General features: G+C 73.9%; 23 protein-coding genes and 2 CRISPR repeat arrays. Of the genes, 19 read left to right on the top strand and 4 right to left on the bottom strand.

Annotated features, from left to right (window positions below):
- Together AB0E96_RS05290 and AB0E96_RS05285 are read right to left on the bottom strand one after the other, a co-directional pair.
- On the bottom strand, nucleotides 1-608 hold a 608-nt coding region (locus tag AB0E96_RS05290; protein WP_359818735.1), incomplete at its 3' end, for a YbaK/EbsC family protein.
- Nucleotides 609-655: 47 nt separating this feature from the next.
- Nucleotides 656-1,540, bottom strand: coding sequence for a universal stress protein (locus AB0E96_RS05285; RefSeq protein ID WP_359818733.1), 885 nt, complete (start codon nucleotides 1,538-1,540; stop codon nucleotides 656-658).
- 293 nt (nucleotides 1,541-1,833) lie between these two features.
- On the opposite strand from AB0E96_RS05285, the gene AB0E96_RS05280 reads away from it, so the two are divergent.
- The 10 genes from AB0E96_RS05280 (at nucleotide 1,834) to AB0E96_RS05235 (ending at nucleotide 12,630) form a co-directional block, all read left to right on the top strand.
- A complete protein-coding gene (locus AB0E96_RS05280; RefSeq protein WP_359818731.1) occupies nucleotides 1,834-3,111 on the top strand; it encodes an ABC transporter substrate-binding protein in 1,278 nt (425 codons plus the stop codon).
- A 92-nt stretch (nucleotides 3,112-3,203) separates the two neighbouring features.
- Entirely contained in the window at nucleotides 3,204-4,055 is an 852-nt protein-coding gene (locus AB0E96_RS05275; protein WP_359818746.1) for a sugar ABC transporter permease, read from the top strand.
- On the top strand, nucleotides 4,052-4,885 hold the full coding sequence (locus AB0E96_RS05270; protein WP_359818729.1) for a carbohydrate ABC transporter permease: 834 nt from the start codon (nucleotides 4,052-4,054) through the stop codon (nucleotides 4,883-4,885). Before AB0E96_RS05275 ends, AB0E96_RS05270 begins: the two co-directional genes overlap by 4 nt.
- Nucleotides 4,886-4,933: 48 nt before the next feature.
- The gene (gene ugpC / locus AB0E96_RS05265) at nucleotides 4,934-6,127 is read left to right on the top strand and encodes a sn-glycerol-3-phosphate ABC transporter ATP-binding protein UgpC (RefSeq protein ID WP_359818727.1); all 1,194 of its coding nucleotides are present in this window, start codon (nucleotides 4,934-4,936) and stop codon (nucleotides 6,125-6,127) included.
- A gap of 86 nt (nucleotides 6,128-6,213) precedes the next feature.
- Nucleotides 6,214-7,947 carry a multicopper oxidase domain-containing protein gene (locus AB0E96_RS05260; RefSeq protein ID WP_359818725.1) on the top strand — a complete coding sequence of 578 codons (1,734 nt, stop codon included), beginning with the start codon at nucleotides 6,214-6,216 and terminating at the stop codon, nucleotides 7,945-7,947.
- 291 nt (nucleotides 7,948-8,238) lie between these two features.
- Entirely contained in the window at nucleotides 8,239-9,147 is a 909-nt protein-coding gene (locus AB0E96_RS05255) for a SigB/SigF/SigG family RNA polymerase sigma factor (RefSeq protein ID WP_359818723.1), read from the top strand.
- A 188-nt stretch (nucleotides 9,148-9,335) separates the two neighbouring features.
- The gene (locus AB0E96_RS05250) at nucleotides 9,336-9,644 is read left to right on the top strand and encodes an STAS domain-containing protein (RefSeq protein WP_359818721.1); all 309 of its coding nucleotides are present in this window, start codon (nucleotides 9,336-9,338) and stop codon (nucleotides 9,642-9,644) included.
- A 25-nt stretch (nucleotides 9,645-9,669) separates the two neighbouring features.
- Nucleotides 9,670-10,119 carry an ANTAR domain-containing protein gene (locus tag AB0E96_RS05245; RefSeq protein WP_359818718.1) on the top strand — a complete coding sequence of 150 codons (450 nt, stop codon included), beginning with the start codon at nucleotides 9,670-9,672 and terminating at the stop codon, nucleotides 10,117-10,119.
- Nucleotides 10,120-10,122: 3 nt separating this feature from the next.
- Complete coding sequence (locus AB0E96_RS05240; protein ID WP_359818743.1) at nucleotides 10,123-12,126, top strand: SpoIIE family protein phosphatase; 2,004 nt, start codon at nucleotides 10,123-10,125, stop codon at nucleotides 12,124-12,126.
- 141 nt (nucleotides 12,127-12,267) lie between these two features.
- Nucleotides 12,268-12,630: a hypothetical protein gene (locus tag AB0E96_RS05235; RefSeq protein ID WP_359818716.1), complete on the top strand. Its 363-nt coding sequence runs from the start codon at nucleotides 12,268-12,270 to the stop codon at nucleotides 12,628-12,630.
- Nucleotides 12,631-12,812: 182 nt separating this feature from the next.
- Here the strand turns inward: AB0E96_RS05235 and AB0E96_RS05230 are convergent, their stop codons facing one another.
- On the bottom strand, nucleotides 12,813-13,391 hold the full coding sequence (locus AB0E96_RS05230) for a hypothetical protein (protein ID WP_359818713.1): 579 nt from the start codon (nucleotides 13,389-13,391) through the stop codon (nucleotides 12,813-12,815).
- Nucleotides 13,392-13,715: 324 nt separating this feature from the next.
- On the opposite strand from AB0E96_RS05230, the gene AB0E96_RS05225 reads away from it, so the two are divergent.
- The 3 genes from AB0E96_RS05225 (at nucleotide 13,716) to AB0E96_RS05215 (ending at nucleotide 16,112) form a co-directional block, all read left to right on the top strand.
- On the top strand, nucleotides 13,716-14,657 hold the full coding sequence (locus AB0E96_RS05225; RefSeq protein WP_359818710.1) for a DUF5133 domain-containing protein: 942 nt from the start codon (nucleotides 13,716-13,718) through the stop codon (nucleotides 14,655-14,657).
- A gap of 141 nt (nucleotides 14,658-14,798) precedes the next feature.
- Nucleotides 14,799-15,248: an SRPBCC family protein gene (locus AB0E96_RS05220; RefSeq protein WP_359818707.1), complete on the top strand. Its 450-nt coding sequence runs from the start codon at nucleotides 14,799-14,801 to the stop codon at nucleotides 15,246-15,248.
- Nucleotides 15,249-15,446: 198 nt separating this feature from the next.
- Nucleotides 15,447-16,112, top strand: coding sequence for a restriction endonuclease (locus tag AB0E96_RS05215; RefSeq protein WP_359818704.1), 666 nt, complete (start codon nucleotides 15,447-15,449; stop codon nucleotides 16,110-16,112).
- A 248-nt stretch (nucleotides 16,113-16,360) separates the two neighbouring features.
- Here the strand turns inward: AB0E96_RS05215 and AB0E96_RS05210 are convergent, their stop codons facing one another.
- On the bottom strand, nucleotides 16,361-17,287 hold the full coding sequence (locus tag AB0E96_RS05210) for an SMP-30/gluconolactonase/LRE family protein (protein WP_359818702.1): 927 nt from the start codon (nucleotides 17,285-17,287) through the stop codon (nucleotides 16,361-16,363).
- 91 nt (nucleotides 17,288-17,378) lie between these two features.
- Between AB0E96_RS05210 and AB0E96_RS05205 the strand changes: the two genes are divergently transcribed.
- The 6 genes from AB0E96_RS05205 (at nucleotide 17,379) to AB0E96_RS05180 (ending at nucleotide 24,672) form a co-directional block, all read left to right on the top strand.
- Nucleotides 17,379-17,819: an Lrp/AsnC family transcriptional regulator gene (locus AB0E96_RS05205; protein WP_359818740.1), complete on the top strand. Its 441-nt coding sequence runs from the start codon at nucleotides 17,379-17,381 to the stop codon at nucleotides 17,817-17,819.
- 152 nt (nucleotides 17,820-17,971) lie between these two features.
- Nucleotides 17,972-18,643, top strand: coding sequence for a hypothetical protein (locus AB0E96_RS05200; protein ID WP_359818699.1), 672 nt, complete (start codon nucleotides 17,972-17,974; stop codon nucleotides 18,641-18,643).
- A 272-nt stretch (nucleotides 18,644-18,915) separates the two neighbouring features.
- A CRISPR array of direct repeats spans nucleotides 18,916-19,554; the repeat unit is 29 nt; unit sequence CGGCTGACCCCCGCGGGTGCGGGGAGGAC.
- A gap of 291 nt (nucleotides 19,555-19,845) precedes the next feature.
- Nucleotides 19,846-20,616 (top strand): ABC transporter ATP-binding protein, encoded by a 771-nt coding sequence (locus tag AB0E96_RS05195; RefSeq protein ID WP_359818697.1) that lies wholly within the window; start codon nucleotides 19,846-19,848, stop codon nucleotides 20,614-20,616.
- A 5-nt stretch (nucleotides 20,617-20,621) separates the two neighbouring features.
- Nucleotides 20,622-22,604, top strand: coding sequence for a hypothetical protein (locus tag AB0E96_RS05190; RefSeq protein WP_359818694.1), 1,983 nt, complete (start codon nucleotides 20,622-20,624; stop codon nucleotides 22,602-22,604).
- Nucleotides 22,601-24,052 carry a sensor histidine kinase gene (locus AB0E96_RS05185; RefSeq protein ID WP_359818692.1) on the top strand — a complete coding sequence of 484 codons (1,452 nt, stop codon included), beginning with the start codon at nucleotides 22,601-22,603 and terminating at the stop codon, nucleotides 24,050-24,052. The genes AB0E96_RS05190 and AB0E96_RS05185 overlap by 4 nt, the downstream gene beginning before the upstream one ends.
- A complete protein-coding gene (locus AB0E96_RS05180) occupies nucleotides 24,016-24,672 on the top strand; it encodes a response regulator transcription factor (RefSeq protein ID WP_359818691.1) in 657 nt (218 codons plus the stop codon). Before AB0E96_RS05185 ends, AB0E96_RS05180 begins: the two co-directional genes overlap by 37 nt.
- A gap of 83 nt (nucleotides 24,673-24,755) precedes the next feature.
- Nucleotides 24,756-25,327: direct repeats of the CRISPR family, unit length 24 nt; unit sequence GGCTGACCCCCGCGGGTGCGGGGA.
- Nucleotides 25,328-25,619 lie beyond the last annotated feature (292 nt).

Raw genomic sequence — 25,619 nt, 5'->3', positions numbered from 1 at the left:
CGCGGAGGCTGAGGCCCTTGCCGCCAGGGTCTTCCAAGTTGCTGTAGTGAATGGACTGCTGCAATGCCGTGGCCGCCGGGCAGCCGCGCCAGCGCCCACCCGGGCAGGATGAGCTTGCCCCGGCGCCGGCCGCTGCCGACCAGGACGTACGGCGCCTCGGCCACCGCCCCGTCGATCAGCAGCGGCCACCCGGCGGGCAGCCCGACGGGCGTGATGCCCCCGTACTCCATGCCGGTCAGCTCGACCGCGGTGTCCATCGGCGCGAACGACGCCTTGCGCGCCCCCAGGTGGGTGCGCACCGCCTTGTTGACGTCCACCCGCGTGGTGGCCAGGGCCAGGCACGCGGCCAGGGTCACCTCCCCGGCACGCTTGGCGGCGACCACCACGCAGTTCGCGGAGAGCTCCGGGGGAGCGTCGTAGGCCGCGCAGAACACGGCGGTGTCCGCCAGCTCCGGATCGGTGTCCACGTAGAGGACCGAGGCGGCCGCCTCCTGGGCGGCCCAGTTCTTCAGCGCGTCGGCGACGGGCGCGGCGAGCTCCGCGCAGACCTCCAGCGCGGGCGCGGCGGAGACGAAGTTCCCGAAGGGCGGGCGTACGGACTCACTCATGGGGCCGGACTGTAGCGCCTTCCCGGAACCGTCAGTCCCGGAACCCGTCAGCCGTACGGGACGACCGCGACCGGGCAGTGCACGTGGTGGATCGCGGCGTGCGCCACCGGGCCGACGTGGTGGTGGCGCAGCGGCAGGTGCCGGATCCGGCGGCCGACCACCAGCAGCCGGGCCGTCGCCGCGGCGTCCACGAGGTCCACCGCGGGCTTTCCCCGGATCAGCTCGGTGGTCACCTCGACGCCGGGATAGTGGACCCGCCACGGCGCCAGGGCCCCGGCGAGCCCGCTGTCCTCGGCCGCGGACGCCTCGCGCTCCAGCCCGCCGATCGCTCCGTAGGACATGTACTCGCTGCCGGCCGGCGGCGACCAGACGTGCACCACCCGCAGCGGCGCCGAGCGCAGCGCGGCGGCCTGGAAGGCGAAGGCCAGCACCGGCTCCGCCGGGCGCCCGAGGTCCAGGCCGACCATCACCTCGCCGTCCGGCTCGTCCCCGCCGGCCCGGACCAGCACCACTGGGCAGGCCGCCCGCCGCAGCACCTCCTGGCTCACCGAGCCGATCAGGAACCCGCGCAGGGTGCCCAGTCCGCGCGAGCCGACCACCAGCACGGATGCGCTCTGCCCGGCGGCCTCCAGCGCCTCGACGGGATCGGCGGCCACCGAGGAGGCGGCCACCTCCACCGCGGGCGCCAGGGGCCTCAACTCGCCCTCGCGTTCGGCGAGTTGCGCCAGCGCTGGGTGGTCGCCCGGTCGGCTCCCGGGGGCGACGTGCTTGGGCCGGGGCCACGCCTGGAGGACGTCCAGGCGCAGGCCGCGGCGCTGCGCCTCGCGGGCGGCCCAGGCGGCGGCGGCCAGGCTCTCGGGCGAGCCGTCGAATCCGACGACGACGGGCCCGGTCACGGCGTGGGGCCCGGTCACGGCGTGGGGTCCGGTCACGGCGTGCTCCTCGGTTCCGGCGCGGCCGGAGGTCTCGGCGCGTGCGCCCAGTATCCGGCGGCTCCCCGGCCCGCGCCTCCCGGACACCCGCCGCCGTCCCGGCTCCGGGAGTCGTCCTGCGCGGCGCACGCACCCCGACGCGCCCTGGTCCGGGGCCGATCGACAGGACGCTCCCCGGGCCGCCGGTTCGGCCGTCCGGCTGATCGCCCGCCCGGCGGCGCGGCACGCCCCCGGCCCGGCCGGGGCGTCGGGCTAGGGTCTCCCGGACCGGTCCGTCCCACTCCGGGAGAACGATGCCGAGGCTCCCCGATCTCCGCTCGCGCTGGGCGAGCGCCGCCGCCGGACTGGCCGTGCTCGCCTCCGCCCTGGCGGGCTGCGGGGGCGGCGGCAGCGGCGGCCCCGTCACCCTGAACTGGTACAACTTCCCGGACGACTCGGGCGCCCTCCAGCAGGCCGCCGACCGCTGCGGGCAGGAGTCCGGCGGCCGCTACACGATCCGCTACAACAAGCTGCCGCGCGGCGCCGACGGCCAGCGCCAGCAGCTGGTGCGCCGGATGGCGGCGCACGACGCCGACGTGGACGTCCTCGGCCTGGACGTCACCTGGCCCGCCGAGTTCGCCGAGGCCGGCTGGATCCGCGAGTGGACCGGGGCGATGCGCGAGCGGGCCACCGCCGACACCCTCGACGCGGCGGTGCGCACCGCGACCTGGCGGGACCGGCTGTACGCGGTGCCGTACAACTCCAACACCCAGTTGCTCTGGTACCGCGACGACCTGGTGCCGACCCCGCCCCGGACCTGGGCGGAGATGCTCTCGGCGGCGAAGGAGCTGGCCCGCGAGGGCAGGCCGCACCTGGTGGAGATCCAGGGCGCCCAGTACGAGGGGCTGACGGTCTGGTTCAACACGCTGGTCACCAGCGCGGGCGGTTCGATCCTGACCCCCGACGCCCAGGCGCCCTCGCTCGGGGCGCCGGCCGTCACGGCCGCCGGGGTGATGCGCGACCTGGCGGCGTCGGTGGCCGCCGACCCCTCGCTGCCGAACCAGATGGAGGACCAGAACCGGCTCGCCATGGAGTCCGGCACGGCCGCCTTCGAACTCAACTACCCCTTCGTCTACCCCTCGATGAAGGCCAACCGGCCGGAGCTGTTCCCGCACTTCCGCTGGGCCCCGTACCCCGCGGTGAGCGCCGACCGGCCCGCCAGCGTCACCATCGGCGGGATCGACCTCGCGGTGGGCGCCTACAGCCGCCACCCCGACCTCGCCGCCGAGGCCACCCTGTGTCTGCGCGACCGGGACAACCAGCTCACCAACGCGCTGAAGGGCGGCCTGCCTCCCTCGCTGCGGAGCCTGTACGGGACGGCCGAGCTCACCGCCAGCTACCCGTTCGCCGCCGACGTGCTGGCCGCCCTCGACTCCGCGAGCGTGCGTCCCCAGACCCCGGCCTACCAGAACGTCTCCATCGCCGTCTCGCACACCCTCTCCCCGCCCGCCGGCATCCGTCCGGAGAAGGACGTGGCCGACCTCCGCGGGCAGATCCAGGCCGCCCTCGGCTCGAAGGGGCTGATCCCGTGACACCGTCCACCGAGGCCGCCGCCGCGGCCGGGCCCGAACCGGCCGGACCGGAGCCGGCCGGGCCCTCGCGCGGGGCCCGCCAGGAGAGCCGGCTGGGCCTGCTGCTGTGCGCCCCCGCGGTGATCGTGATGCTCGCCGTCACCGCCTACCCGATCGGCTACGCCGTCTACCTGTCCCTGCAGCGCTACGACCTGCGCTTCCCCGCGCAGGCGCACTGGGTCGGCCTCGCCAACTACGGTGCGGTGCTGACCTCGCCGTACTGGTGGCAGGCGCTCGGCGTCACGGTGCTGATCACGGTGGCGTCGGTCACCGTGGAGCTGGTGCTCGGCCTGGCGCTCGCGCTGGTGATGCACCGGACGGTCTTCGGGCGCGGCACGGTGCGCACCGCGGTGCTGGTGCCGTACGGGATCGTCACCGTGGTCGCCGCGTACTCCTGGCAGTACGCCTGGACCCCGGGCACCGGCTACCTGGCGGCGCTGCTGCCGGAGGGCAGCGCCCCGCTGACGGAGCAGTGGCCGGCCGTCGGTCTGATCGTCCTCGCGGAGGTGTGGAAGACCACCCCGTTCATGGCGCTGCTGCTGCTCGCCGGCCTGGCCCTCGTCCCGGAGGAGACCGTCCGGGCGGCGATGGTGGACGGCGCGAGCGCGGGCCAGCGGCTGCGGCTGGTGGTCCTGCCGCTGATGAAGCCGGCGATCCTGGTCGCGCTGCTCTTCCGGACCCTGGACGCCTTCCGGATCTTCGACAACATCTACGTGCTGACCAGCGGCGCCAACGGCACCGGCTCGGTGTCGATCCTCGGCTACGACAACCTCTTCACCGCGCTCAACCTGGGCATCGGCTCGGCGATCTCGGTGCTGATCTTCGTCTGCGTGGCGCTGATCGCCCTGGTCTTCGTCAAGCTGTTCGGCGCGGCCGCGCCCGGCGCCGACCCGGAGCACCGGTGAGCGGCCGGCCCGCCCGGGCGCTGACCGGCTGGGGCGTCGCCAACCTGGTGGTCGTGCTCTACGCGCTCTTCCCGGTGTGGTGGATCGTGGCGCTCTCCTTCAAGGACCCGAGCACCCTCTCCGACGGCGCCTTCGTGCCCCGCCGCTGGACCCTGGCCAACTACCGGGGCATCTTCCAGACCTCGGAGTTCACCCGCGCCCTGGTCAACTCGATCGGCATCGCGGTGATCGCCACCACCGTCGCCGTCGTGCTGGGCACCATGGCCGCGTACGCGGTGGCCCGGCTGCGCTTCCCCGGCAAGCGGCTGCTGATCGGGGTGTCGCTGCTGATCGCGATGTTCCCGCCGATCTCGCTGGTCTCGCCGCTGTTCGACATCGAGCGGGCGCTCGGCCTGTTCGACACCTGGCCCGGGCTGATCATCCCGTACATGACCTTCTCGCTGCCGCTGGCGATCTACACGCTCTCGGCGTTCTTCCGGGAGATCCCCTGGGACCTGGAGAAGGCGGCCAAGGTGGACGGTGCCACGCCGTGGCAGGCGTTCCGGCTGGTCATCGCGCCGCTGGCGGCGCCGGGGGTGTTCACCACCGGCATCCTGGTCTTCATCTTCTGCTGGAACGACTTCCTGTTCGCGATCTCGCTGACCTCCACCACCTCGGCCCGGACGGTCCCCGCGGCGATCGCCTTCTTCACCGGGAGCTCCCAGTTCGAGCAGCCGACCGGATCGATCGCGGCCGCCGCCGTGATCATCACGATCCCGATCGTGGTCTTCGTGCTGCTGTTCCAGCGCCGCATCGTCGCCGGGCTCACCGCCGGCGCAGTCAAAGGCTGAACCCGAGTCGATGAACCCGCCCCACCCGGCGGGCCAGGAAGGCGGATCGTGGCCGAGATCGTCCTCGACGGCATCACCAAGCGCTACCCCGACGGCGCCGTCGCCGTCCGCGACGTCAACCTCACCATCGCCGACGGGGAGTTCGTGATCCTGGTCGGCCCCTCCGGCTGCGGCAAGTCCACCACCCTCAACATGATCGCCGGGCTGGAGGACATCACCGAGGGCACCCTGCGGATCGCCGGGGAGGTGGTCAACGACCGGGCCCCCAAGGACCGCGACATCGCGATGGTCTTCCAGAGCTACGCCCTCTACCCGCACATGAGCGTGCGCGACAACATGGGCTTCGCGCTGCGCCTGGCCAAGGTCGACAAGCCGACCATCGCCGCCAAGGTCGAGGAGGCCGCCCGCATCCTGGACCTGACCCAGCACCTGGACCGCAAGCCCGCCAACCTCTCCGGCGGGCAGCGCCAGCGGGTCGCGATGGGCCGGGCGATCGTCCGCGACCCCAAGGCCTTCCTGATGGACGAACCGCTGTCCAACCTGGACGCCAAGCTGCGGGTCCAGATGCGCACCCAGATCGCCGCCCTCCAGCGCAGGCTGGGCACCACCACCGTCTACGTCACCCACGACCAGGTCGAGGCGATGACGCTCGGCGACCGCGTGGTGGTGATGCGCTCCGGCGTCGTCCAGCAGGTCGGCTCGCCGCAGGAGCTGTACGACGAGCCGGTGAACCTCTTCGTCGCCGGCTTCATCGGCTCACCCGGGATGAACTTCCTCGGCGCCACCCTGGAGCAGGACGGCCCGCACACCGCGCTGCGCACCTCCCTGGGCGACCTCCCGCTGGACGACCGCACCCGGCGCGCCCTGGAGCGCGCGGACGCGCCGCGCGAACTGATCGTCGGCATCCGCCCCGAGGACTTCGAGGACGCGGCGCTGGTCGAGGGGCACACCGGCGGGGTCACCGTCACCGTGACCGTCGAAGTGCGGGAGTCCGTCGGCTCCGACGTCTACGTCCACTTCGCGGAGGAGGGCGGACCGGCGGTGACCGAGGAACTCGCCGAACTCGCCGCCGACTCGGGCCGGGCCGACACCGGGATGCGCGAGCACCGGGTGGTCGCCCGGCTGAGCACCGCCACCCGGGCCGCCGAGGGCGGGCCGCTGGACCTGTGGGTGGACACGGCGCGCGTCCACGTCTTCGACCCGCGCGGCGGGGCGAACCTGACACACCCGGAACACCGGTAGCGGGGTACTGCGGAAGGCCCAACACCGCCTCGGCCGACGGTGTGCCTGACCGTAGCCGTGCGGAAGTCGCCCTACATTGCCCGGCTATGAGAGAAAATGCCGGAATCAGTCGCCGATCGGTGCTCAAGGCCCTCCCCGCGGCCGCCGTCCTCGCGGCGGGCTCCGACGGGCTCCTCGCCCGGCCGGCGAGGGCCGCGGCCACCTTCCCGCAGCCGGCCGTCCGGAGCTCCCCGTCGGTCGCCGGCGGATCCTCGGCCGGGGCCTCCGCGGTCACGAGGGCGGTGCTGGAGCAGACGCTCGACGTCCGGTTCACCAGCACCGCCGTGCCCGGCTACGGGACGGTCACCACACGCACCTACAACGGGACGATCCCGGGGCCGACCCTGCGGGTGCGCGCCGGCGACGCACTGTGGCTGCACCAGGTCAACGGCCTGCCGCCGAACCCGCCGGACCCGATGCCCGCCTCCGGCCACGGCGGCCACAACCGGCCGCACCGCCTGAACAGCTTCAACCTCCACACCCACGGCCTGCACGTCTCGCCCTCCGGGGAGGCCGACAACATCCTGCGCGAGTTCCCGCCGCGCACCGCCGAGGAGGTCGCGGCCGGCGTCCCCGAGCCGCGGTACCTGACCACCGTCGAGATCCCCGCCGGCCACCCCGCCGGGACGTACTGGTACCACCCGCACGTGCACGGCGCCACCGCCCAGCAGATCGCCGGAGGGATGGCCGGGGTCCTCATCGTCGAGGGCGACGTCGACGAGGTGCCGCAGATCAAGGCCGCCGCCGACGTGGTCGTCTGCGTCAACGAGCTCCGGCTCAAGGACGACAAGGTCGCCGAGTTCACCGCCGGCGACGCCCTGGCCGCCGCCCAGCCGACCTTCACCGTCAACGGCTCGGTCAACCCCACCCTCACGCTGCGCCCCGGGGAGGTCCAGCGCTGGCGCCTGGTCGCGGCGACCGCCTTCACCGCCTTGAAGCTCCAAGTGATCAGTGGCGAAAAGAAATTGACGATGCATCAGATCGCCATGGACGGGGTGACCTTCCCCGCGGTGGTCGCCGCCGAGACGGTGTCGCTGGCCGTGGGCAACCGGGCCGACGTGCTCGTCCGGGGCGGCGACGCCGGGACGTACGAACTGCGGGCCACCGGGGTGCCCGGCCCGCTGATGACGATCGAGGTGGCGGGAGAGGCCGTCCGGCCGCCGATGGAGCTGCCGACCGCGCTCCCGCAGGGCAAGCCGTTCCTCGACGAGAAGGACGTCGCCGACCCCGACAGCGACCGCAGGATCGTCTTCCACGTCGACGCGGGCGCCTTCCCCAAGCCGTTCCCCAACGCCTACCGCGTCCTCGGCAGCCACCCCACCCCGGCCGCCTACCCGGAGGGCGACCTCACCCGCGACCCCGCCTACGGCCTGTTCGACCCGGAGTACGTCAACCACACCCTGGAACTCGGCACCGTCGAACGGTGGACCCTGCACACCGACGACAGCATGCCCGCCTTCCACCACCCCTTCCACCTGCACACCAACCACGTCCTGGTCACCCACCGCAACGGCGTGCGGCTCGACCCGCCGGTCTGGCAGGACACCGTCGACCTGAGCGGCGGCAAGCCGGGGGACACCGTCACCCTCCTGGTCAGGTACGAGGACTTCACCGGCCGCACCGTCCTGCACTGCCACCAGCTCCAGCACGAGGACCTCGGCATGATGCAGCTGGTCGACCTCGTCCAGCCGCGACGGCCCCGGGGGCCGCGCCGGCAGGCCGGAAAGAACGGGCCCGGTCGGCCCGGGGAGCCGGTGCGGCCCCGTCCGCTCGACCACTGAGCGCTCCTGCGCCGCCCCCGTGGAACCGTCGGCGGAACCGGGGGGCGGAACCGGCGGCGGAACCGGCGCAGGAAAAACATCCGGAACAGGAGTTCGGACCCGCCTCCCGGGGTACAACCAGTCATGCAGCGGCCGTGACCGTTCCGGCTGCTCCCGCACCCGATCGGGTGCCACCGGGACCGCGCTTGAAGAAGCCGGGCACAGGTCCTGGGGGAAGAAGTCCGCGGCGCGCACGAGGTGCGAGCCCGTAGCCGTCGCCGGGCGTCCACCCCGATGTCCTGGAGCGATCACGTGTCCATCCACCTGGAAACGACCGAGACGGAGCCCGCGACCCGGGGCCTGCCGCCCGACCTGCCGCGAAGACCGACGGCGGCCGAGCTGCGCCGGATGGGGAAGACCGAGGCCCGCGAACTGAGCGACGCGCTGTTCGAACGGCTGGCCGCGCTGGCCCGCGAGTCCCACGCCTACAGCTACGTCCGCGGCACGATCATCGAGCTCAACATGCCGCTGGTACGCTTCATCGCCGCCCGCTTCCGCCACCGCGCCGAGGACATGGAGGACATCCTCCAGGTCGGCACGATCGGCCTGATCAAGGCCGTCGACGGCTACGATCCCGGGCGCGGCGTCGAGTTCGTCACCTACGCCATCCCCACCATCACCGGCGAGATCAAACGGTTCTTCCGCGACACCTCCTGGCCGGTGCGGGTCCCACGCAGCATGCAGGAGCTCTACCTCTGCGTCGCCCGCGGCTCCGACCGCCTGGAACAGGAACTCGGCCGCCTCCCGCAACCCGAGGAGATCGCCGAGGACCTCCACCTCACCATCGAACAGGCCACCAAGGGCCTGATGGCCGGCCGGGTCTACCGCCCCAACTCCCTGGACGCCCTGCGCGACCAGGACACCGACGAGAGCGGCAGTGCCCTGTTCGACCGGCTCGGCGGCTGCGACCCCGGCATCGAACTCGCCGACTTCCGGATCGCCGTGCGCCCGCTGCTGGCCCGGCTGCCCGAACGCGAACAGACCGTCCTCAAACTGCGGTTCTGGGACGGGTGCACCCAGTCCCGGATCGCCGAGCGGATCGGCGTCTCCCAGATGCACGTCTCCCGGCTGCTCGGCGCCACCCTGGCCTGGCTGCGGGAGGAACTGGAGGACCGCGACGCCCCCGGCTGGGCCGGCGACGGGCCGGAAGCCCGCGGCTGAGACGGCCGGGCGGCCGGGCGGGCAGGGGGGGGCAGGGGGGCAGGCGGGCGGCCGGGCAGGCGGGCAGGCGGGCGGGCAGACGGGGGCGGAAGCCGCAGGAGCGGGACAGCTCTAGCCTGGAAGGGAGCCCGGGCGGGGGCGGTGACCGGGCCCAGGCATCGAGGGCGGTCCGGATGAAGGACTTTCTGGTGACCAACGGGTGGACGGTCGTCCCGCTCCACGGGGACCTCGACGACTTCTCGTCCCGCGACGTACGACGCCTGTTCGACGCGCTCACGGACGAGGGCGCCACCCGGGTGGTCGTGGACCTCACGGCGGTGGGCTTCCTGGACTCCACCGGCCTCAACGTGCTGCTCGGCGCCGCCCGGCGGGCACGCCTCGAACGGGGCGCGCTGCGGCTGGCCGGGGCCGTCCCCAGGGTGCGGGACCTGGTGGAGCTGAGCGGCGTCGCCACGGTGCTGCCGCTCTACCCGGACGTGGCAGCGGCCTGTGTCTGACGACCGGGCCCCCGGGGAGCCCGCCGTGCGCGACGACACGGCGGTGCTGCGCGAAGCCGTCGACCGGCTGCGGGCCGAGGCCGAGGGCCTGCGGCGGGCGATGCGCACCAGGGGCGTCATCGAGCAGGCCAAGGGCATGCTCGCCGAGCGGCTGGACTGCACGCCGGAGGAGGCCTTCGAGCACCTCGTACGGCTCTCGCAGGACACCAACCGCCGGCTCGTGGACCTCGCCGCGGGCCTGGTCGGGATCGCCGCCCCGCTGACGGACCCGGAGGAGCGGACCGGCCCCGCGCCGCCGGCCGCCGCGTCGCAGGTCTCCGCGCCGCCGCCCCCGCCGCTCTTCGAGCCCCCGCCCCCGTTCCCCGTGCCTCCGCCGGGCACCGTGCCTCCGCCGTTCCCCGTGCCTCCGCCGGGCACCGCGGCCCCGGCCGCCGCGGTGCCCGGCCTGGCCGCGCGCTACCACCTGGCCGCCTAGGCCCTGGCCGGCGCGGAGACGCCCGACGAACTGGCCCGGCTGCTGCACGAGGCGGCCCTCGCCCCGCTCGGTGTCGTCGCCGTGGTGCTGGGCCGGCTGGAGCCGGACGGCGCGCTGATCCTCGTCGCCAGCCACGGTGTGGAGCCCCGCCGGGTCAGCCAGTGGCAGCGCATCCCGCCGGAGACCGGGGTGCCCCTGGCGGCCGCCGCCCACGGCGGCGGCCTGGTCTGGGAGTCCGGACGCGGTCGGCGCGGCGGGCGCTCGCCGGGCAACGGACGGATCGTCCCCGGCCGCAGCGCGTGCGCCGTACCGCTCCGCAGCGGCGAGCGGATCGTCGGGGCGATGAGCCTCGGCTGGGACGTACCCGCCGTCCGGGCCCGTGCGGCGACCCGGTACGTCGACGCGCTGTCCGGGCTCGTCTCCGGGCACCTGCTGCGGTTCGACGCCCCGGGCGAGGGCGGGCCGGTGACGGCGGTGCCCGGCGGCGAGCACTGGTTCCGTGTCGTGCTGGACACCGTGTTCGACCCCGTCCTGGTGCTCTCGGCCATGCGCGGGACCGCCCCCGGCGCTGCGATCAGCGACCTGCGGGTCCGGTACGCCAACACCGCGGCCGGCCTCGGCGCGGTGACCGGCCGGCGCCTGAGCGAACTCCACCCCGGACTGGTGGCGACCGGCGACTTCGGCCGGATCCTGGCGGCCGCCACGAGCGGCACCCGGTACGAGGGGCGCACGGAGGACTTCACCGGCGCCGGACCGGACCGCACGCTCGTCCTGCGGGCGGAGCCGTTCCTGGACGGCGTGCTGCTCACCTGGCGCCCCGGCGACGGAGCCGAGCGCGCGGCCCGGCTCCACCGGGCGCAGCGGCTGGCCGGACTGGGCAGCTTCGCCTGGGCCCCCGGATCGCCGCCCGAGCTGTCCGGGGAGGCCCTGCGGCTGCTCGGCCTCGACCCCGACCGCACCGAACCGGTCACGCCCACTGAACTGGTGGCCCGGGTGCACCCCGCCGACCGCCCGGCGGCCCGGCTGTTCCTGCGCCGCCTGCTGGCCGGGCGCCGGACGGCGGCCCTGGAGTTCGACGTCGGGCGACCCGGCGAGGCCCCTCGCACCGTGCGGGTCACGGCGGAGGCCTCCGGAGACCGGGAGACCGGCCGCCCGCCGGTCATCCGGGGGGTCCTGCAGGACGTCAGCCGGTGGCACCGCACCGAACAGGCCCTCGTCGGCGCCCGGGCCCGGCTCGCCGAGCAACGCCGCCGGGCCGGAGCCGAGCACCGCACCGTACGGGCCCTGCAGAACGCGCTGATGTCCGGGCCCACCGAGCCCGAGCCCGACCCCGCCGTCCTCGACCACGCCGCCCGCTACCTGCCCGCCGGAGACCGCCCCAGGGTCGGCGGGGACTGGTACGACCTGGCGTCCCTCGCCGACGGCCGGATCCTGCTCGCCGTCGGCGACGTCAGCGGCCACGGCCTCACCGCCGCCGTCGGCATGGCGGAGCTCCGGCACGCGCTGCACGGCCTCTGCTACACCGGCCAGGGGCCGGGGGAGATACTCGGACGGCTCAACACGATGCTCTGCCACCAGGGCGGCAGCCGGATCGCCAGCGTGCTGTGCGGACTGCTCGACCCGCGGGCGCGGACGCTCACCTGGAGCGCGGCCGGGCACTCGCCTCCCGCCGTGCTGCGGGGAGCCACCGCCGTCCTCGCCCAAGGCCCCACCGGGACCGTCCTCGGGGCGCTGCCGGAGACCCGCTGCCGCGAGGCCGTACTGCCGCTGCGGCCGGTCGAGGACACCGTGCTGTTCTGGACCGACGGCCTGCTGAACCGCCGGGACGACGGCACCGTCCGCCCGGACCGGCTGCTGCGGGCGGCCGAGGAGTGCGGCGCGGGCGGGCTCGCGGACTGCCTCGACCACATCGCCGCCCGGCTCGGCGGACCGAACCCGGACGACGACAGCTGTCTGCTGGCCGTGCGGCTGGGGGCGGGGGCGGGGGCGGGGGCCGGGCGGGAGTGAGCGCGGGGCGCGGTTGGGGGTTGGGTCGGGGCGGGGCTGGGGCTGGGGCTGGGTCGGGGGGGCTGGGCGTTAGCGATCGCGGATTCGGGGTACTCGCAGCGGGCGGACCACGGGGGACGACACTGCGAGGAGGCGGACGGCATGACCGGCACGGACGGGCGCGAGCGGACGGAGCCAGGCGGAACCGGTCGGCGGACGCGCCGCGACCGCGACCGCGACCGCGACGGCGTCCGGCTTCCCGCCCCGGAGCCGCGGCTGCACAGGGTCCTGCTCGGCCTGCGCGGCCGGGCCTGGGACATGGTGCGCGGCGTGCGGCCGCGGACCGTCCTCGGGCTCGCCCTGCTGTCGCTGGTGCTGCTGTCGCTGGCCCTGCTGGCCGCCGGTCTGGGGGCGTCGGCGGCCCCGTCCCGGTGGGTCCTCGCGGGAGGCTGGGCCCTGGCGCTGGCCGCTGCCCTCGCGGTGCTCCGCGCCTGCGCCGACGGGCGGCGCGGGGAGGAGCGGTGAGGAGCGGTGAGGAGAGCGGTGAGGATCCGACGCCCCTTCGGGGACGTCGAGGAAGCGGGACTCCCCGCTCTCATCTGCGATGAACACATCGACCGACATGCTCATGCGCGAAGCGGACCGTGTCTTCGCGCCAGGTGGTCCACGTGTTTCGCGTCGGCCACTCGAGACCGGCGCAGGCATGGTCACGGGCGAACGGCGCGGACGTGATCGGGTGAAAGGTGGAGCTCGTACGGCAGGCAGCAGTCGGAGCAGAGCGTCGCGACGAGGGTTCCGCAAGCGCACAGCTGGTTCATGCCGCCGTCCGGGGTCGCTCCGCAGCAGGCAGCGGACGCGTGCTGCAGTTCCAGACCGCGAGCGTCATCCGGGTTGATGACGATGTTTCCCCTCGGCCCCTGCGACACCACCGGCTTGCCATCCGCGTCGTAGCGGAGCCCATGGCGTGGCATCACCGGCCCCGGCACCTCGGTGACGACCAGGGGTGCGCCGTACGGCTCCGTCTCGATCGCACAGCGGCCTGAGGGCACGGTCGCCGGCGACGGACCGGGTTCGTCAGCTTCCCACCATGCGTAGGACGGCGCCTCGGGAACCGCAGGCAACCACGTGAGCGGCCCTGTCAGCGGGACGCCACACGTGACGCAGACGAACACCACCGCTTCACCTCCGGCGCCCGTGTCGGCGACATCGCCAGGCAGGGCGGCGGCCTGCCCGCGCTCCGGGCTGTCATCGCCCTGACCCCATACCTGCTCTCGCCGTTCGCGCATGTGCTGACCGTACGCGGCACGCGGCCAGGCACGGCACCCGACCCGGCACGAGGACGACCCGGCGACGCGCGAGGCGACTCCCGACCTCCCCGAGCAGGCCGCGTTCGCCATCCGGCGCAGGCGGTCCTCGTGGGCCCGTGGTGAGCAGCGGCAGAGAGCGGACACCTGAGTCCGGGCCAGGGGGCCGGCAGCAGCACAGTGCTGTCGGGATTCCCAACGGGTCGGGTCGGGTTGGGTCAGGCCGGGTTGGGTCGGTGGGCGGACCGGTGGCGTGGTTTCGCTGCGTGATCGGCGCATACTTTCCGTAAACACACGGAGGTGCTCATGCCCATGGTGGATGTCGCTGCTCTCGGCCGACTGGTCGCCGAGTACGAGGCCCTGTCCCCGTCCAGCTCGCCGGAAGCCGGGCGGCGGCTGCGCGACGTCTGCTACACGATCGGCATCTACACCGGCGAGGCCGACGCGGCCCGCGCCGTCGCCCGGGCCCGCCTGCTGCTGGACCGGCAAAGCCCTGCCGAAGGCGGCGCGGCGGCTCCCGGAACCCCGGCGAGCGACCGGGCCCGCGCGGCACTGCTGGCCGAACTCGGCGACCTCGCGGCCCGTGAGCGGACGCGGTCCACCCCCTTCCCGGGCCTGCACGAGGTGGTGCAACAGACCCGCGTCACCGTCCCGCACTGCGTCGGTGCCGCCGTCAGCACCTGGCACGACGACGGCTCGGTCGAGACCTTCGCGGCGACCCCGTCGTACCTGCTGGCCCTCGAACGCGCGCAGGGCGGAGCCGGGGAGGCGGGACCGCTTCCCCGGCTCCGCCGACAGGGCGAGGGGCAGGTCGTCGTCCGGCTCGACCCGGGCCGCCCGGACCGGTTCGGCGACCGCGCCCGGCGCTGCGGCGTACGCGCCGTCGCCGGCGCCCACCTGCGCACCCACCCGCACGGCTGCACCGTCTTCAGCGCCTACCTGCGCACACCGGTCGAACCCGGCACACCCGCCCTCGGGCTGATCGAGGTGCTCGCCCTCCAAGCGTCGGCCGCCCTCGACCGTTTCGCCCTGTCCAGGGCGGTCGCCGACCTGCTGGACCGCCGGCACGCCACCGGCCTGGCCATCGGCATCACCGCCGAGCGGTTCGACGTGACCCCGCACACCGCACTGAGCCTGCTGGTCGGAGCCGCCCAACGACTGGGCACGGACCTCGACACCGTGGCCCGGCACCTGGCGGACGGCGACCGGCCGCCGTCGGGGCGGACCGGTACGCAGCCGGGGCCGTGACCGGCTTCGCGGCCGATGGCGTGGCCGGTCGCGCGACCGACTGCGCGGCCGGTTGCTTTGGACGACTGCGCAGCCGGTTTCGCACCCGGTCCGTCGCCCCGCCGCCGAGCGGCTCCGATCACACCGAACGAGGAGGACCTGATGAGCATCGTGAAGGAGTCCGTGGAGGTGGCCGTGCCCCTGCACGCCGCCTACCACGAATGGACGCTCTTCGAGGAGTTCCCCCGTTTCATGGAGGGCGTCGACTCGGTGACCCGGCTGGACGCGCGCCACACCCACTGGCGCACCACCATCGACGGGGTCACCCGCGAGTTCGACGCCGAGGTCGTCGACCAGGAACCGGAAGAACTGATCGCCTGGCAGACGGCGGACGGCGGGATCTACCGGAAGAGCACCGTGACCTTCCGCCGGCTCGACGCGGGCCACACCCGGGTCTCCCTGGCCGTCGACCTCCGCCCCGGCGGCGGCGGAGGCGCGGCGAAGCCGACGGCGGAAGCCCGGCGCGCGCTCGACCACCGGGTGAAAGGGGACCTGCGGCGATTCAAGGAGTACGCCGAGGACCGCGCCCGGGGCCGGATCGATCCGGCCTGAGGCCCGTACGACGGGCGTACCCCTCGACGCCCCCCGAGCCGCGGCTCCTCCCCGCACACGCCGGGGTTCGGCCGCCGGTCGCCGGGATCCGGTCAACTGGGCTTCCCGGCCGGTGGAGTTCGCCGGGATCGCCCGCGCCTCGTGACCGCGCACTCCTACGCTCGTGCGCACACATCGGCGTGAGGGGGGGGGAGTGCCGTGGCTCGCAGGCCTGTCCGGCGGCGCAGGTCGACCGCCGTCCGCCTGGTCAGGCTGATCCGGCGGGCACGGCGGAACGCGCCGCTGGCGGGCGCGGCAGCGCTCGTCGTGCTCGTCGTGGCCCTGCTGGTGGTGCAGTGGATGGCCCGGCACCTCCTCCTGGTCGCCGCGCTGCTGGTCGTTGCCGCCGTCGTGGGCGCGGCCGTGGGGGCCGCCGTGCTGCGGTCGCGAAGGCGGGCCGACCGGCGGGAGCTGGACGCGCGGACCGCCCAACTGCGGCACATCGGGCCGTTCCTGGCGATGACCCCGAAGGCCTTCGAGCACGCGCTGGCGGACCTGTGCCGCCGGGACGGCTGTACGAAGGTGAAGGTGGTCGGCGGGGCCGGCGACCTCGCGGCGGACGTCCTCGCCGTCACCCCCACCGGGCAGCGCATCCTCATCCAGGCCAAGCGGTACGGGCCGCGGACCTTCGTCGGCTCCGACGACGTCCAGAAGGTCAACGGCACCTACCGCGACGTACACCGCTGCGACCTGGCCGCCGTGGTGACGACCAGTTCCTTCACCAAGCCCGCCGCCGCGTTCTGTTCACAGGTCGGCATCCGCGCCGTCGACCAGCGGGCCCTCGCCCTGTGGGCGGACGGGCGAGGCCGACCGCCCTGGGCCTGAGCCACGGCTCTCGATCTCCAACTCCGTTAGGGAGAGCAGGAGCCGGCGCCGCTCCCGGTCGATGTCCGCGACGAGGACGGCGAGTTCCTCGCCGACCCGGAACGCCGCCCCCGGCGGACCGCCGTCGCCGCCGCGCGACGACGCGAGGTCCCGGACGGGCACATGGCGGTGTGGAGCCCGTCCCGGGACGGCCCGGGACGGCCCGGGACGCGCGCGTCGGTGGGCCGGCGCGGGCAACGGCCTTGCGGCTAGCGGTGGTTACGTACCCTGGGGGTTCCGGTCACGGCCATCACCAGGGAGTACACGGACGTCGTCGCGGTGATGAAGAGCCGGTTGTTCTTCGCCCCGCCGAAAGTGAGGTTGGAGACGTCCTCGGGCACGAGGAGGCGGCCGATGAGGGTGCCGTCCGGGTCGTAGCAGTGGACGCCGTCGCCGAAGGCCGCCGCCCACAGGCGCCCGCCGTCGTCGAAGCGGATGTTGTCGAAGCCGCTGTCCGGCGCCTGCGCGAAGACCTTGCCCTCGTCGAGGGTGCCGTCGTCCCGGACGTCGAAGACCCGGATGTGCCGGGCGCGGCTGTCCGAGACGTACAACTGCCGTTCGTCCGAGGAGAAGACCAGCCCGTTGGGGCCGGCGAAGCCGTCCGCCACCACGCGCACGCCGCCGTCGACCGGGTCGATCCGGTAGACGTCGCAGGAGCCGATCTCGGGCTCGGCCCGGTGGCCCTCGTAGTCGCTGGTGATGCCGAAGTCCGGGTCGGAGAACCAGATCGACCCGTCGGAATGCACCACCGAGTCGTTGGGGGAGTTCAGTCGCTTGCCCCGGTACCGGTCGGCGAGGACGGTGAGCGACCCGTCGTGCTCGGTACGGGTGACCCGGCGGTTGCCCTGCTCGCAGCTGACCAGACGGCCCGAACCGTCCAGTGTATTGCCGTTGCTGTGGCCGGCGGGAGAGCGGAAGACACCGACGGTGCCGGTGACTTCGTCCCAGCGCAGCATCCGGTCGTTGGGGATGTCGCTCCAGATCAGCTGGCGCCAGGCGGGCAGGTAGACCGGGCCCTCGGCCCAACGGCAGTCCCCGTACAGCCGCTCCAGCCGGTAGTCGCCGCCGGCGCACTTTCCGGTACGGAAGCGCTCATCCAGAATCTCGTACAGCCCATGCCTGACTTCACCGGACACCGTCAACTCCCGATCGCCATATGCCGAACCATATTCGGAGCTGTTCGAGTATGGCAGAACCGAATATGGTGGCGCCATGGCATCGGAGAACCTGGACGACATAGACCGTCAGCTGGTGGCCCTGCTCCAGCAGGACGCGGGACAGGCCTACGCCGCACTTGGCAGGACGGTCGGACTCTCGGCGGGCGCGACCCACGAACGGGTCCGCAAACTGCGGGAACGCGGAGTGGTGCGCCGCACGACCGTCGAGGTCGACCCCAAGGCGCTCGGGCTCCAGGTGCTGTCCTTCGTGATGGTCGACTCGTCGACGTGGATGGGCGAGTCGGCCGAGGCCTTCGCCGCGATCCCCGAGATCGAGGAGGCCCACGTCATCGCGGGCAGCGCCTCCGTCCTGGTGAAGGTGCGTACGGCGACCACCGAGCAACTGCAGGACGTCCTGCGGCGGCTCTACGCGATCGACGGGGTGAGCGGCACCCAGGCGACGGTCGCCCTGGAGACCTTCTTCGAACGCCCGCCCTCAGCCATGGGCTGACCGGCGGCGAGCCGGACAGCGGAACGGGGCGGACGACGTCGTCGCCGACGGGCCAGCGGGCGACGAGGCGGCCCGGGCCTGGCCCGGGCGGCGGGCTGGGGGGAGGCGGCTGACCAGGCGGAATGTCAGAGGTGCGCTGTTGACTGTGCGCCATGTCCGTTCACGACCTCATAGCCGTCCTGCCCGAACCCCGCGAGCTGCGGGCGCGCTGCCGTGCGGTGGCGCTGCTCGACACCATCGCCTCCGTGCCCTACGACCCCAGCCTCGCGTTCGTCTCCGACTGGCGTCCGGGCGTGGATCTCGCGGGCATGGACAACGGCTCCGGGGACCAATACCACATCGTCTTCGACCCGGCCGGCGTGTTCCTCTACGGCTTCGACCACGAAAGCGACGCCACCCCGTGGCGCGAGAACGACCGCGCACACTGGCCCGGCCTGCTCGACGGGCTGCCGGCCCCGCTCGCCCACTACGCCCAGGCGCCCGAGTTCCAGTTCGACGGGTTCTTCGACGCGACCGTGTGCGCCTGGTACGAGACCGGTGCCGGTGGTGGTGGCTGGCAATGCGGCCCGGTCGAGTTCACCGACGGCGACACGGACGGCGCCGACTGGATGTTCGACGTCCTCACCGGTGCCGACTCGACCCAGGCATTCCTCGAGTACGCGGAGGACTACTACGAGCGGGCCTTCGACAGGGAGGCCGTGAGTGCCGTCCTGAAGGGCGCCCCACTCGACCGCCGCATGGTTGCCGCACTGTCCGCCACCGCGAACTTCGACGCCATCGCGACGCAGGCACGGGCGCTGGGCTGGACGGTACTGGACAGCTGACCCTGTCGGGGCCTACGTCGGCGGAGCCGGGTCGGCGGACGGATCCCGCCGGAGTGCCAGGTGCTCCGTGGGATCCTCAACTGCCACGATGTCGTCCGGCACCGGCATCCGAGGGTGCGCCGGCAGCCTGGTGGGTCCACGGGACCCAAAGCCCCGCGCGCTGCGCCACCGGCCCTGCCGGTCGCGCGGGATCCTGTCGCTCACGTACTTCTCCTCGTGGTGTCGGGGACCCGTATTGAACCGCATCGCCCCGGCGGCGCGCTGGGCGCCGAGCGGCCAGCCCCGCAGGTGCGGGGAGGGCCAGATCAGTTCGACTGCTACGAGGTAGTTGGACGGCTGACCCTCGCGGGTGCGGGGAGGACGCCACCCCGAAGACGGACTTGCCGTTGATCAGCGGCTGACCCCCGCGGGTGCGGGGAGGACAACATGGTCTGCAGGGTGGCGTCGACGATCGCCGGCTGACCCCCGCGGGTGCGGGGAGGACTCCGGCGACAAGGTCGCCTGCGGCGAGCGCACCGGCTGACCCCCGCGGGTGCGGGGAGGACTTGAGCGGCTTGTCCTTGCCCTCTTCGGTGGCCGGCTGACCCCCGCGGGTGCGGGGAGGACCTTCCCGGCCTGCGCTGGGTCACCCCGGCCGACGGCTGACCCCCGCGGGTGCGGGGAGGACAGCGTGATCGTCCACGTGCCCGCGGCCAGTGCCGGCTGACCCCCGCGGGTGCGGGGAGGACTACCCCGGCCTGCACTCCCACCAGTACGAGGCCGGCTGACCCCCGCGGGTGCGGGGAGGACGTCATCCTCCGTGCGGCGAACAGGTCCACGTTCGGCTGACCCCCGCGGGTGCGGGGAGGACGACGAAGTCCGGGCCCGCGACACGCAGGCCGGCGGCTGACCCCCGCGGGTGCGGGGAGGACCCTTTGCGACCTGGGGTGATTTGGCGGCTTTGCTCTTTCTTTGCCTTGGCATGCTGTCGTACTGACCCGGCTGCGATGCCGAGGTGTTGAGGTGTCAAAGAGCGTGTTCATCATCCCACGCATCAGCGCAACGCAACTCGCGGCGGGTGTGCGGCCCGAGCGGCCCCGGGGGTGGGTCCAGCCCCACCCTCGGTGGGGGTGCAGGTGGATTCTGCCGTCGCCTCGCCGTCCCTAGCGTGATCATGTGCCGATCGGGGCCGATCGGCACATGATCACCACCAGGAGGTCGAGGTGCTGGAACAGGGTGGGGCCCCAGCGCTCCAACTGTCGGGCCTGAGCAAGCGGTTCGGGTCCCGCGTCGCCGTGGACGGCGTGGACCTGGTCGTCCCGCGCGGGTCGTTCTACGGGCTGGTCGGGCCGAACGGGGCCGGCAAGACCACCGCGCTGTCGATGGCCGTCGGGTTGTTGCGTCCGGATGCCGGGGGTTCGGCGATCCTTGGCGTGGACGTGTGGAGCGATCCGGTGCGGGCGAAGTCGCTGGTCGGGGTGTTGCCTGACGGGATGATGCTGCCGGAGCGGCTGACGGGGCGCGAACTGCTGTACTACCTGGGCAGGTTGCGCGGTCTTCCGGCTGCCACCGTGGATGCCCGGGCCGGTGAGCTGCTGGCTGTTCTGGAGCTCGACGGCGCCGAGCGCACTCCCGTCATCGACTATTCCACGGGGATGCGCAAGAAGATCGGTCTGGCCACCGCTCTGCTGCACGCGCCTCGGTTGCTGGTGTTGGACGAGCCCTTCGAGGCGGTCGACCCGGTGTCGGCCGCGACGATCCGGGTCATTCTGCGGCGCTTCGTCGAGTCGGGCGGCTCGGTGGTCCTGTCGAGTCACGTGATGGCGCTGGTCGAGCAACTCTGTGACCACGTGGGTGTGATGGCCGGGGGCCGGGTGCTGGCGGCGGGCACGGTGGCGGAGGTGCGGGGCGGGCGGGGCCTGGAGGAGGTCTTCGTGGAGCTGGTCGGGGCCCGGGCCGGGGGAGTGGGGGGCCTGTCGTGGTTGGCCTCCTGATCGGGATGAAGCTGGCTGTGCTGCGGCGTTCGATGTCCGGCCCGCGGGCCGCGAGTCTGCTGCTCGGGGCGTTCACCGGTGGTCTCGCGGCCGCCGGTACCGTCCTGTTGGGGCTGGCGGACTTCCCGACCCCCGAGGCTGGGGTGACCGTGGTCGCCGCCGTGCTGGCGGTTTGGACGGCCGGTTGGGCGCTCGGTCCGACCGTCACGGGTGGCGATCCGACCCTGCGGCTCGACTACTTCACGCTGTTGCCCCGGCAACACCGGTCCCTGGCAGTCGGGTTGCTCGGTGCGGCGTTCGTCGGGGTGACGCCGCTGGTCACCCTCATCGCCCTCTCCGTGCTGATCGTCCTCGGGGCGGGCTTCGGTGGGCTGTTGCCCGCGCTGGTCGCCGTCCCCGCGTTGCTGCTGCACCTGCTGTTCGTACTGGTGCTGTCGAAGCTGACCCTGCAGAGCCTCGGTGGTGCGGCCCGCTCGCGGCTGGGGTGGGAGCTGTCGGCGTTGCTGGTCGGTCTGGTCACCGGCTTGCTGAACACCGGCTGGTTCGCGATCGGCTTCTTCGTCCGGTTGCTCACCGGAGAGTGGGCCGACGCCGTCGGCACCGCCGTACGGGTGCTGCCTTCGGGCTGGTCGGTGGTGGCGGTCGACGCCGCCCGGCGCGGGGACTGGCTCCTGGTGGCGGCCTGCCTGGGCGGGCTGCTCGCGCTCTCGGCGCTGCTGTTCGAGGCCTGGACCGCCCTGCTCGCCCGGCAGTTGGCCCGCGGTACGGCTCGCGGTACGGCCCGCAGTACCGCGAACGGTGCGGCCCGCGGGGGTGGGGTGGGGCACCGGGTCTCCCGGAGGGTCATCCGGCTGCCCGTCGTACCGGACACCCCCGGCGGCGCCGTCCTCGGCAAGGAGCTGCGCCTGTGGGCCCGCGACCCGCGCCGGGCCAGGATGCTGCGGATGGCGCTGTGGACCGGCGTGTTCACCGGCCTGCTGCCGCTGCTCGGCGGCTTCCCGGCCCTGGTGCCGTGGGCCGGGGTGGTCGCCGCCCTGTTCGCCGGCGCGCTGGGCTCCAACCTGTACGGCCTGGACGCCGGGGCGCTCTGGCTCACCCTGGTCGTGCCCGGCGCCGAGCGGGTCGACGTCCGGTCGCGGCAGCTCGCCTGGCTGCTGGTCGTCGCCCCGGGCTCCCTGCTGCTCACCCTGGCCGCGGGCGCCGCCGCCCGAGCCGGCGGGACCTGGCCGTGGGTGCTCGCCGTCCTGCCCGCCGTGCTCGGCGCGGGGGCGGGCCTGGTGCCGCTGGTGTCCGTCCTCGGCCCCGCGTCGTTCCCGGACCGGCCCGGCGGCAACCCGCTGGACGGCTTCAGCGACGAGAACGCCGACCAGGCCCGGCTGCAGAGCATGGTCGTCCTGCTGCTCCAGGCCCTGGGCGCGCTGCCCGCCGCCGGCGTCGTCCTGACCGGCACGCTGCTGCACAGCGAGCCGCTGCGCTGGACCGGGGTGGCGGTCGGCCTGGGCATGGGGCTGCTGTACGCCGTACTGCTCGGGGCGGGAGCCCGGCACCGGCTGGAGACCCGCGGGCCGGAGCTGCTGGACGCGCTGCGCAAGGGCGTCCGGCGGGCGACGGAGCCGGCCGGGCCCGGCGGCCGGGACGGGGGTTCGGACGGCGGCTCGGACGGGGGCTCGGACCGGCTGCCGCCCGGTCGGGCCGTGGCGGCCGGGCTGCTGACCACGGCCGGAGTGCTGGCGGTGGCCCCGCAGGGGGCGGTGGCGCTGGGGATGGCGCTCTTCGCGCCGGCCAACCGGAGCTGGTTCCTGGCCCTCCACCTGCCGTCGGTGTGGCGGGTGCCGGTGGCGGTCGGGTTCGTGCTGCTGGGCGCGGGCTGCCTCCTGGGGACCTACCGGCTGACCCGCGATCAGCGACGGGTGCTGGGGCAGGAGCCGGAGCAGTCGGCTGCGATCATGAACGGCCCGCACCACCGCACCCGACCGGAGGCCCCGTGAGCAGCCCGCAGACCCCAGCAGCCCGCGAGCCGGGCGGTACGGTCGACGAAGCGGGTGGTGCGGTCGACGAACGTAGCGGTGCGGTCGACGAACGGAGCGGTACGGCGGGCGGGCCCATCCGTACGGTCCGCGACCTGCGCGCCGCCGCCCGGGCCCTCGGGCGGCTCGCCGTCCTGACCCTGCTGATACCGGTCGGCGTGGTGCTGATGACGGTCTTCCTGCTGTCCTTCCTGCTCTGGGGCTGCCTCGGCATGTTCCCGCTCTTCCCGGCCGTCACCCGGATGGTGCGCTCCGCCGCCGGCGCGGGCCGGTGGGTCGCCGGCCACTGGTCGGACGTCCCGGTGCCGCCGCCGTACCAGCCGCGCCCTGCCCTGGAACGCACTCTCCACGGCTGGTTCTGGACCGGCCACGACTACCACAAGAACCGCTGGTTCGCGGGCATGGCCCTCAACATCCGCTGGCTCTGGAACGACCCGGCGACCTGGCGCGACGCCCTCTGGCTGATCGCCGATCCGCTGGTCGGCGGCGCAGTCGCGGCGGCGCCCGTCCTGCTCGTCGGCGCCGGCTTGTACGGGATCGTCCAGGCACTGCTGCCGTACGGTCTGCCGTACGACCTGCCGTTCGGCCCGTCCTCCGGCGGCCCGGCCGCGCTGCTCCTCGGCCTCCTCGGCCCCGTCCTCCTCGGTCCTGTCCTGATCGCCGCCGGGCTCGCCCTCGCCCGGCCCGCGCTGCGCCTGCACGGCCGGTGGACCCGAAGCCTGCTCGGCCCCACCGAGCGCTCCCGGCTCGCCCGGCGGGTCGAGCAGCTCACCGAGATCCGGCTGGACGCCACCGAGGCCCAGGCCGCCGAACTGCGGCGGATCGAAAGGGACTTGCACGACGGAGCCCAGGCCCGGCTGGTCGCGGTGAGCCTGCGGCTGGGCGCGGTCGCGGCGCTGATCGACCGCGACCCGGAGCAGGCGAAGCGGGTCGTGACGGACGCCCAGGAGAACGTCACCCAGGCCCTCCAGGAACTGCGCGACCTCGTCCGGGGCATCCACCCGCCGGTGCTCGCCGAACGCGGCCTCGCCGAAGGCGTACGGGCACTGGCCCTGGACGTCCCGCTGAAGGTCGAGGTCCGGGCCGAACTGCCCGGACGCGCCGAGGCGCCGGTGGAGTCGGCGGTCTACTTCGCCGTCAGCGAGGCGCTCACCAACGCCGTCAAACACGGCGGCGCCCGGCACGCCGCCGTCCACCTCGACCACGCCGCCGGACTGCTCCGCGCCGAAGTCACCGACGACGGCCGCGGCGGCGCCGACCCCGACCGGGGCAGCGGCCTGCGGGGCATCCGGCGCAGACTCGCCGCGTTCGACGGTACGCTCACGCTGACCAGCCCCCCGGGGGGTCCGACCCGGCTGATCATGGAGCTACCGTGCGTGTTGTCCTCGCCGAGGACCTCGTCCTGCTGAGGGACGGCCTCTCCCTGCTGCTCAGCGCCCACGGGCACGAGATCGTCGCCGCGGTGGAGAGCGGGCCCGAACTGGCCGCCGCCATCGCCGAACACCGCCCCGACATCGCGGTCGTCGACGTCCGCCTGCCCCCGACGTACACCGACGAGGGCCTCCAGGTAGCGCTCGCCGCCCGCCGCGAACGGCCCGGCCTGCCCGTCCTCGTCCTCTCCCAGCACGTCGAACAGCTCTACGCCCGGGAACTGATCGCCGACGGCACCGGCGGCGTCGGCTACCTCCTCAAGGACCGGGTCTCCAAGGCCGACCAGTTCGTCGACGCCGTCCACACCGTCGCCGCCGGCGGCACCGTCATGGACCCCCAGGTCATCTCCCGCCTCCTCGCCCGCAACGCCTACGACCAGCCCCTCGCCCTCCTCACCCCGCGCGAACGCGACGTCCTCGCCATGATGGCCGAAGGCCGCTCCAACGCCGCCATCGCCCAACGGCTGCACTTCAGCGAGGGCGCGGTCAGCAAGCACACCTCCAACATCTTCGCGAAGCTCGACCTCGGCGCCTCCGACGACGACAACCGCCGCGTCCTCGCCGTCCTCGCCTACCTCGACGGCACCCGCACACCTTGACGGTGGGTCCGGTGGGCCCGGTGGGTCCGATGGGTGGGCGGCGGGGAGGACGCCAAGTGGGCATTCATCCTCGGCTGTTACGCCGGCTGATCCCCGCGGGTGCGGGGAAGACCGGCGCTGGGTCGAAGCCACCGCCACCGTGGTCGGCTGACCCCCGCGGGTGCGGGGAGGCCATCCTCACCCCGCAGGCGTCCCTCGGGAACGGCGGCTGACCCCTGCGGGTGCGGGGAGGACTGCTTGCCGTCGCTCGGCGGCGGCGTGGAGACCGGCTGACCCCCGCGGGTGCGGGGAGGACGCCGTCTCGTCGGGGAAGGATCTTGGCCAGGGCGGCTGACCCCCGCGGGTGCGGGGAGGACATACCCGCGTCGCGGTTGACTCCGTCGCGCTGCGGCTGACCCCCGCGGGTGCGGGGAGGACTCCAGCAGGAACGGGTTCCCGCTCGCGATCGCCGGCTGACCCCCGCGGGTGCGGGGAGGACGACATACCCTCCGATGCGCTACATCTCGACGTCGGCTGACCCCCCGCGGGTGCGGGGAGGACGCGTGGAGCGGGAGGTCGGCCGGCTTGAGCGGCGGCTGACCCCCGCAGGTGCGGGGACATCTCCCGCGACGACGAGGCGGGTCCCTACGGGGGCTGACCCCCGCGGGTGCGGGGACCCTTCGCGACCTGGGGCGATGCGGGGGCTTTGCTGTTTCTTTGCCCGCCTGGGCTTGCTGGTGCGGCGGCCTGGCGCCCGATGAATTGTTGAGGTGTCAAGGGGCCGTCGCATCATCCCACGCCCCGGCGGCCGCGGGCAGCCGCCAGCGCATGGGCCGGCCGGAGGGTGAGTGGTCGTCGGCGATCGGTGTGGCGGGGCGGGCGTTGCGTGCCGGGGCTTTGTCGGAGCCGTTTGTCATCCGGGGTGCCACCGTTCGTGCGCCGTGCGCCGCCGTATCGCTGGCATATGC

Origin of the sequence: Kitasatospora sp. NPDC036755 (assembly GCF_040636595.1) — a bacterium.
Classification (GTDB): domain Bacteria; phylum Actinomycetota; class Actinomycetes; order Streptomycetales; family Streptomycetaceae; genus Kitasatospora.
This window is presented reverse-complemented; position numbering and strand designations above follow the sequence as displayed.

Coding starts and splice junctions, on each gene's coding strand:
- AB0E96_RS05280 (WP_359818731.1), top strand. CDS start 1,834: ATGCCGAGGCTCCCCGATCTCCGCTCGCGCTGGGCGAGCGCCGCCGCC.
- AB0E96_RS05260 (WP_359818725.1), top strand. CDS start 6,214: ATGAGAGAAAATGCCGGAATCAGTCGCCGATCGGTGCTCAAGGCCCTC.
- AB0E96_RS05235 (WP_359818716.1), top strand. CDS start 12,268: ATGACCGGCACGGACGGGCGCGAGCGGACGGAGCCAGGCGGAACCGGT.
- AB0E96_RS05230 (WP_359818713.1), bottom strand. CDS start 13,391: ATGCGCGAACGGCGAGAGCAGGTATGGGGTCAGGGCGATGACAGCCCG.
- AB0E96_RS05225 (WP_359818710.1), top strand. CDS start 13,716: ATGCCCATGGTGGATGTCGCTGCTCTCGGCCGACTGGTCGCCGAGTAC.
- AB0E96_RS05220 (WP_359818707.1), top strand. CDS start 14,799: ATGAGCATCGTGAAGGAGTCCGTGGAGGTGGCCGTGCCCCTGCACGCC.
- AB0E96_RS05200 (WP_359818699.1), top strand. CDS start 17,972: ATGTCCGTTCACGACCTCATAGCCGTCCTGCCCGAACCCCGCGAGCTG.
- AB0E96_RS05190 (WP_359818694.1), top strand. CDS start 20,622: ATGAAGCTGGCTGTGCTGCGGCGTTCGATGTCCGGCCCGCGGGCCGCG.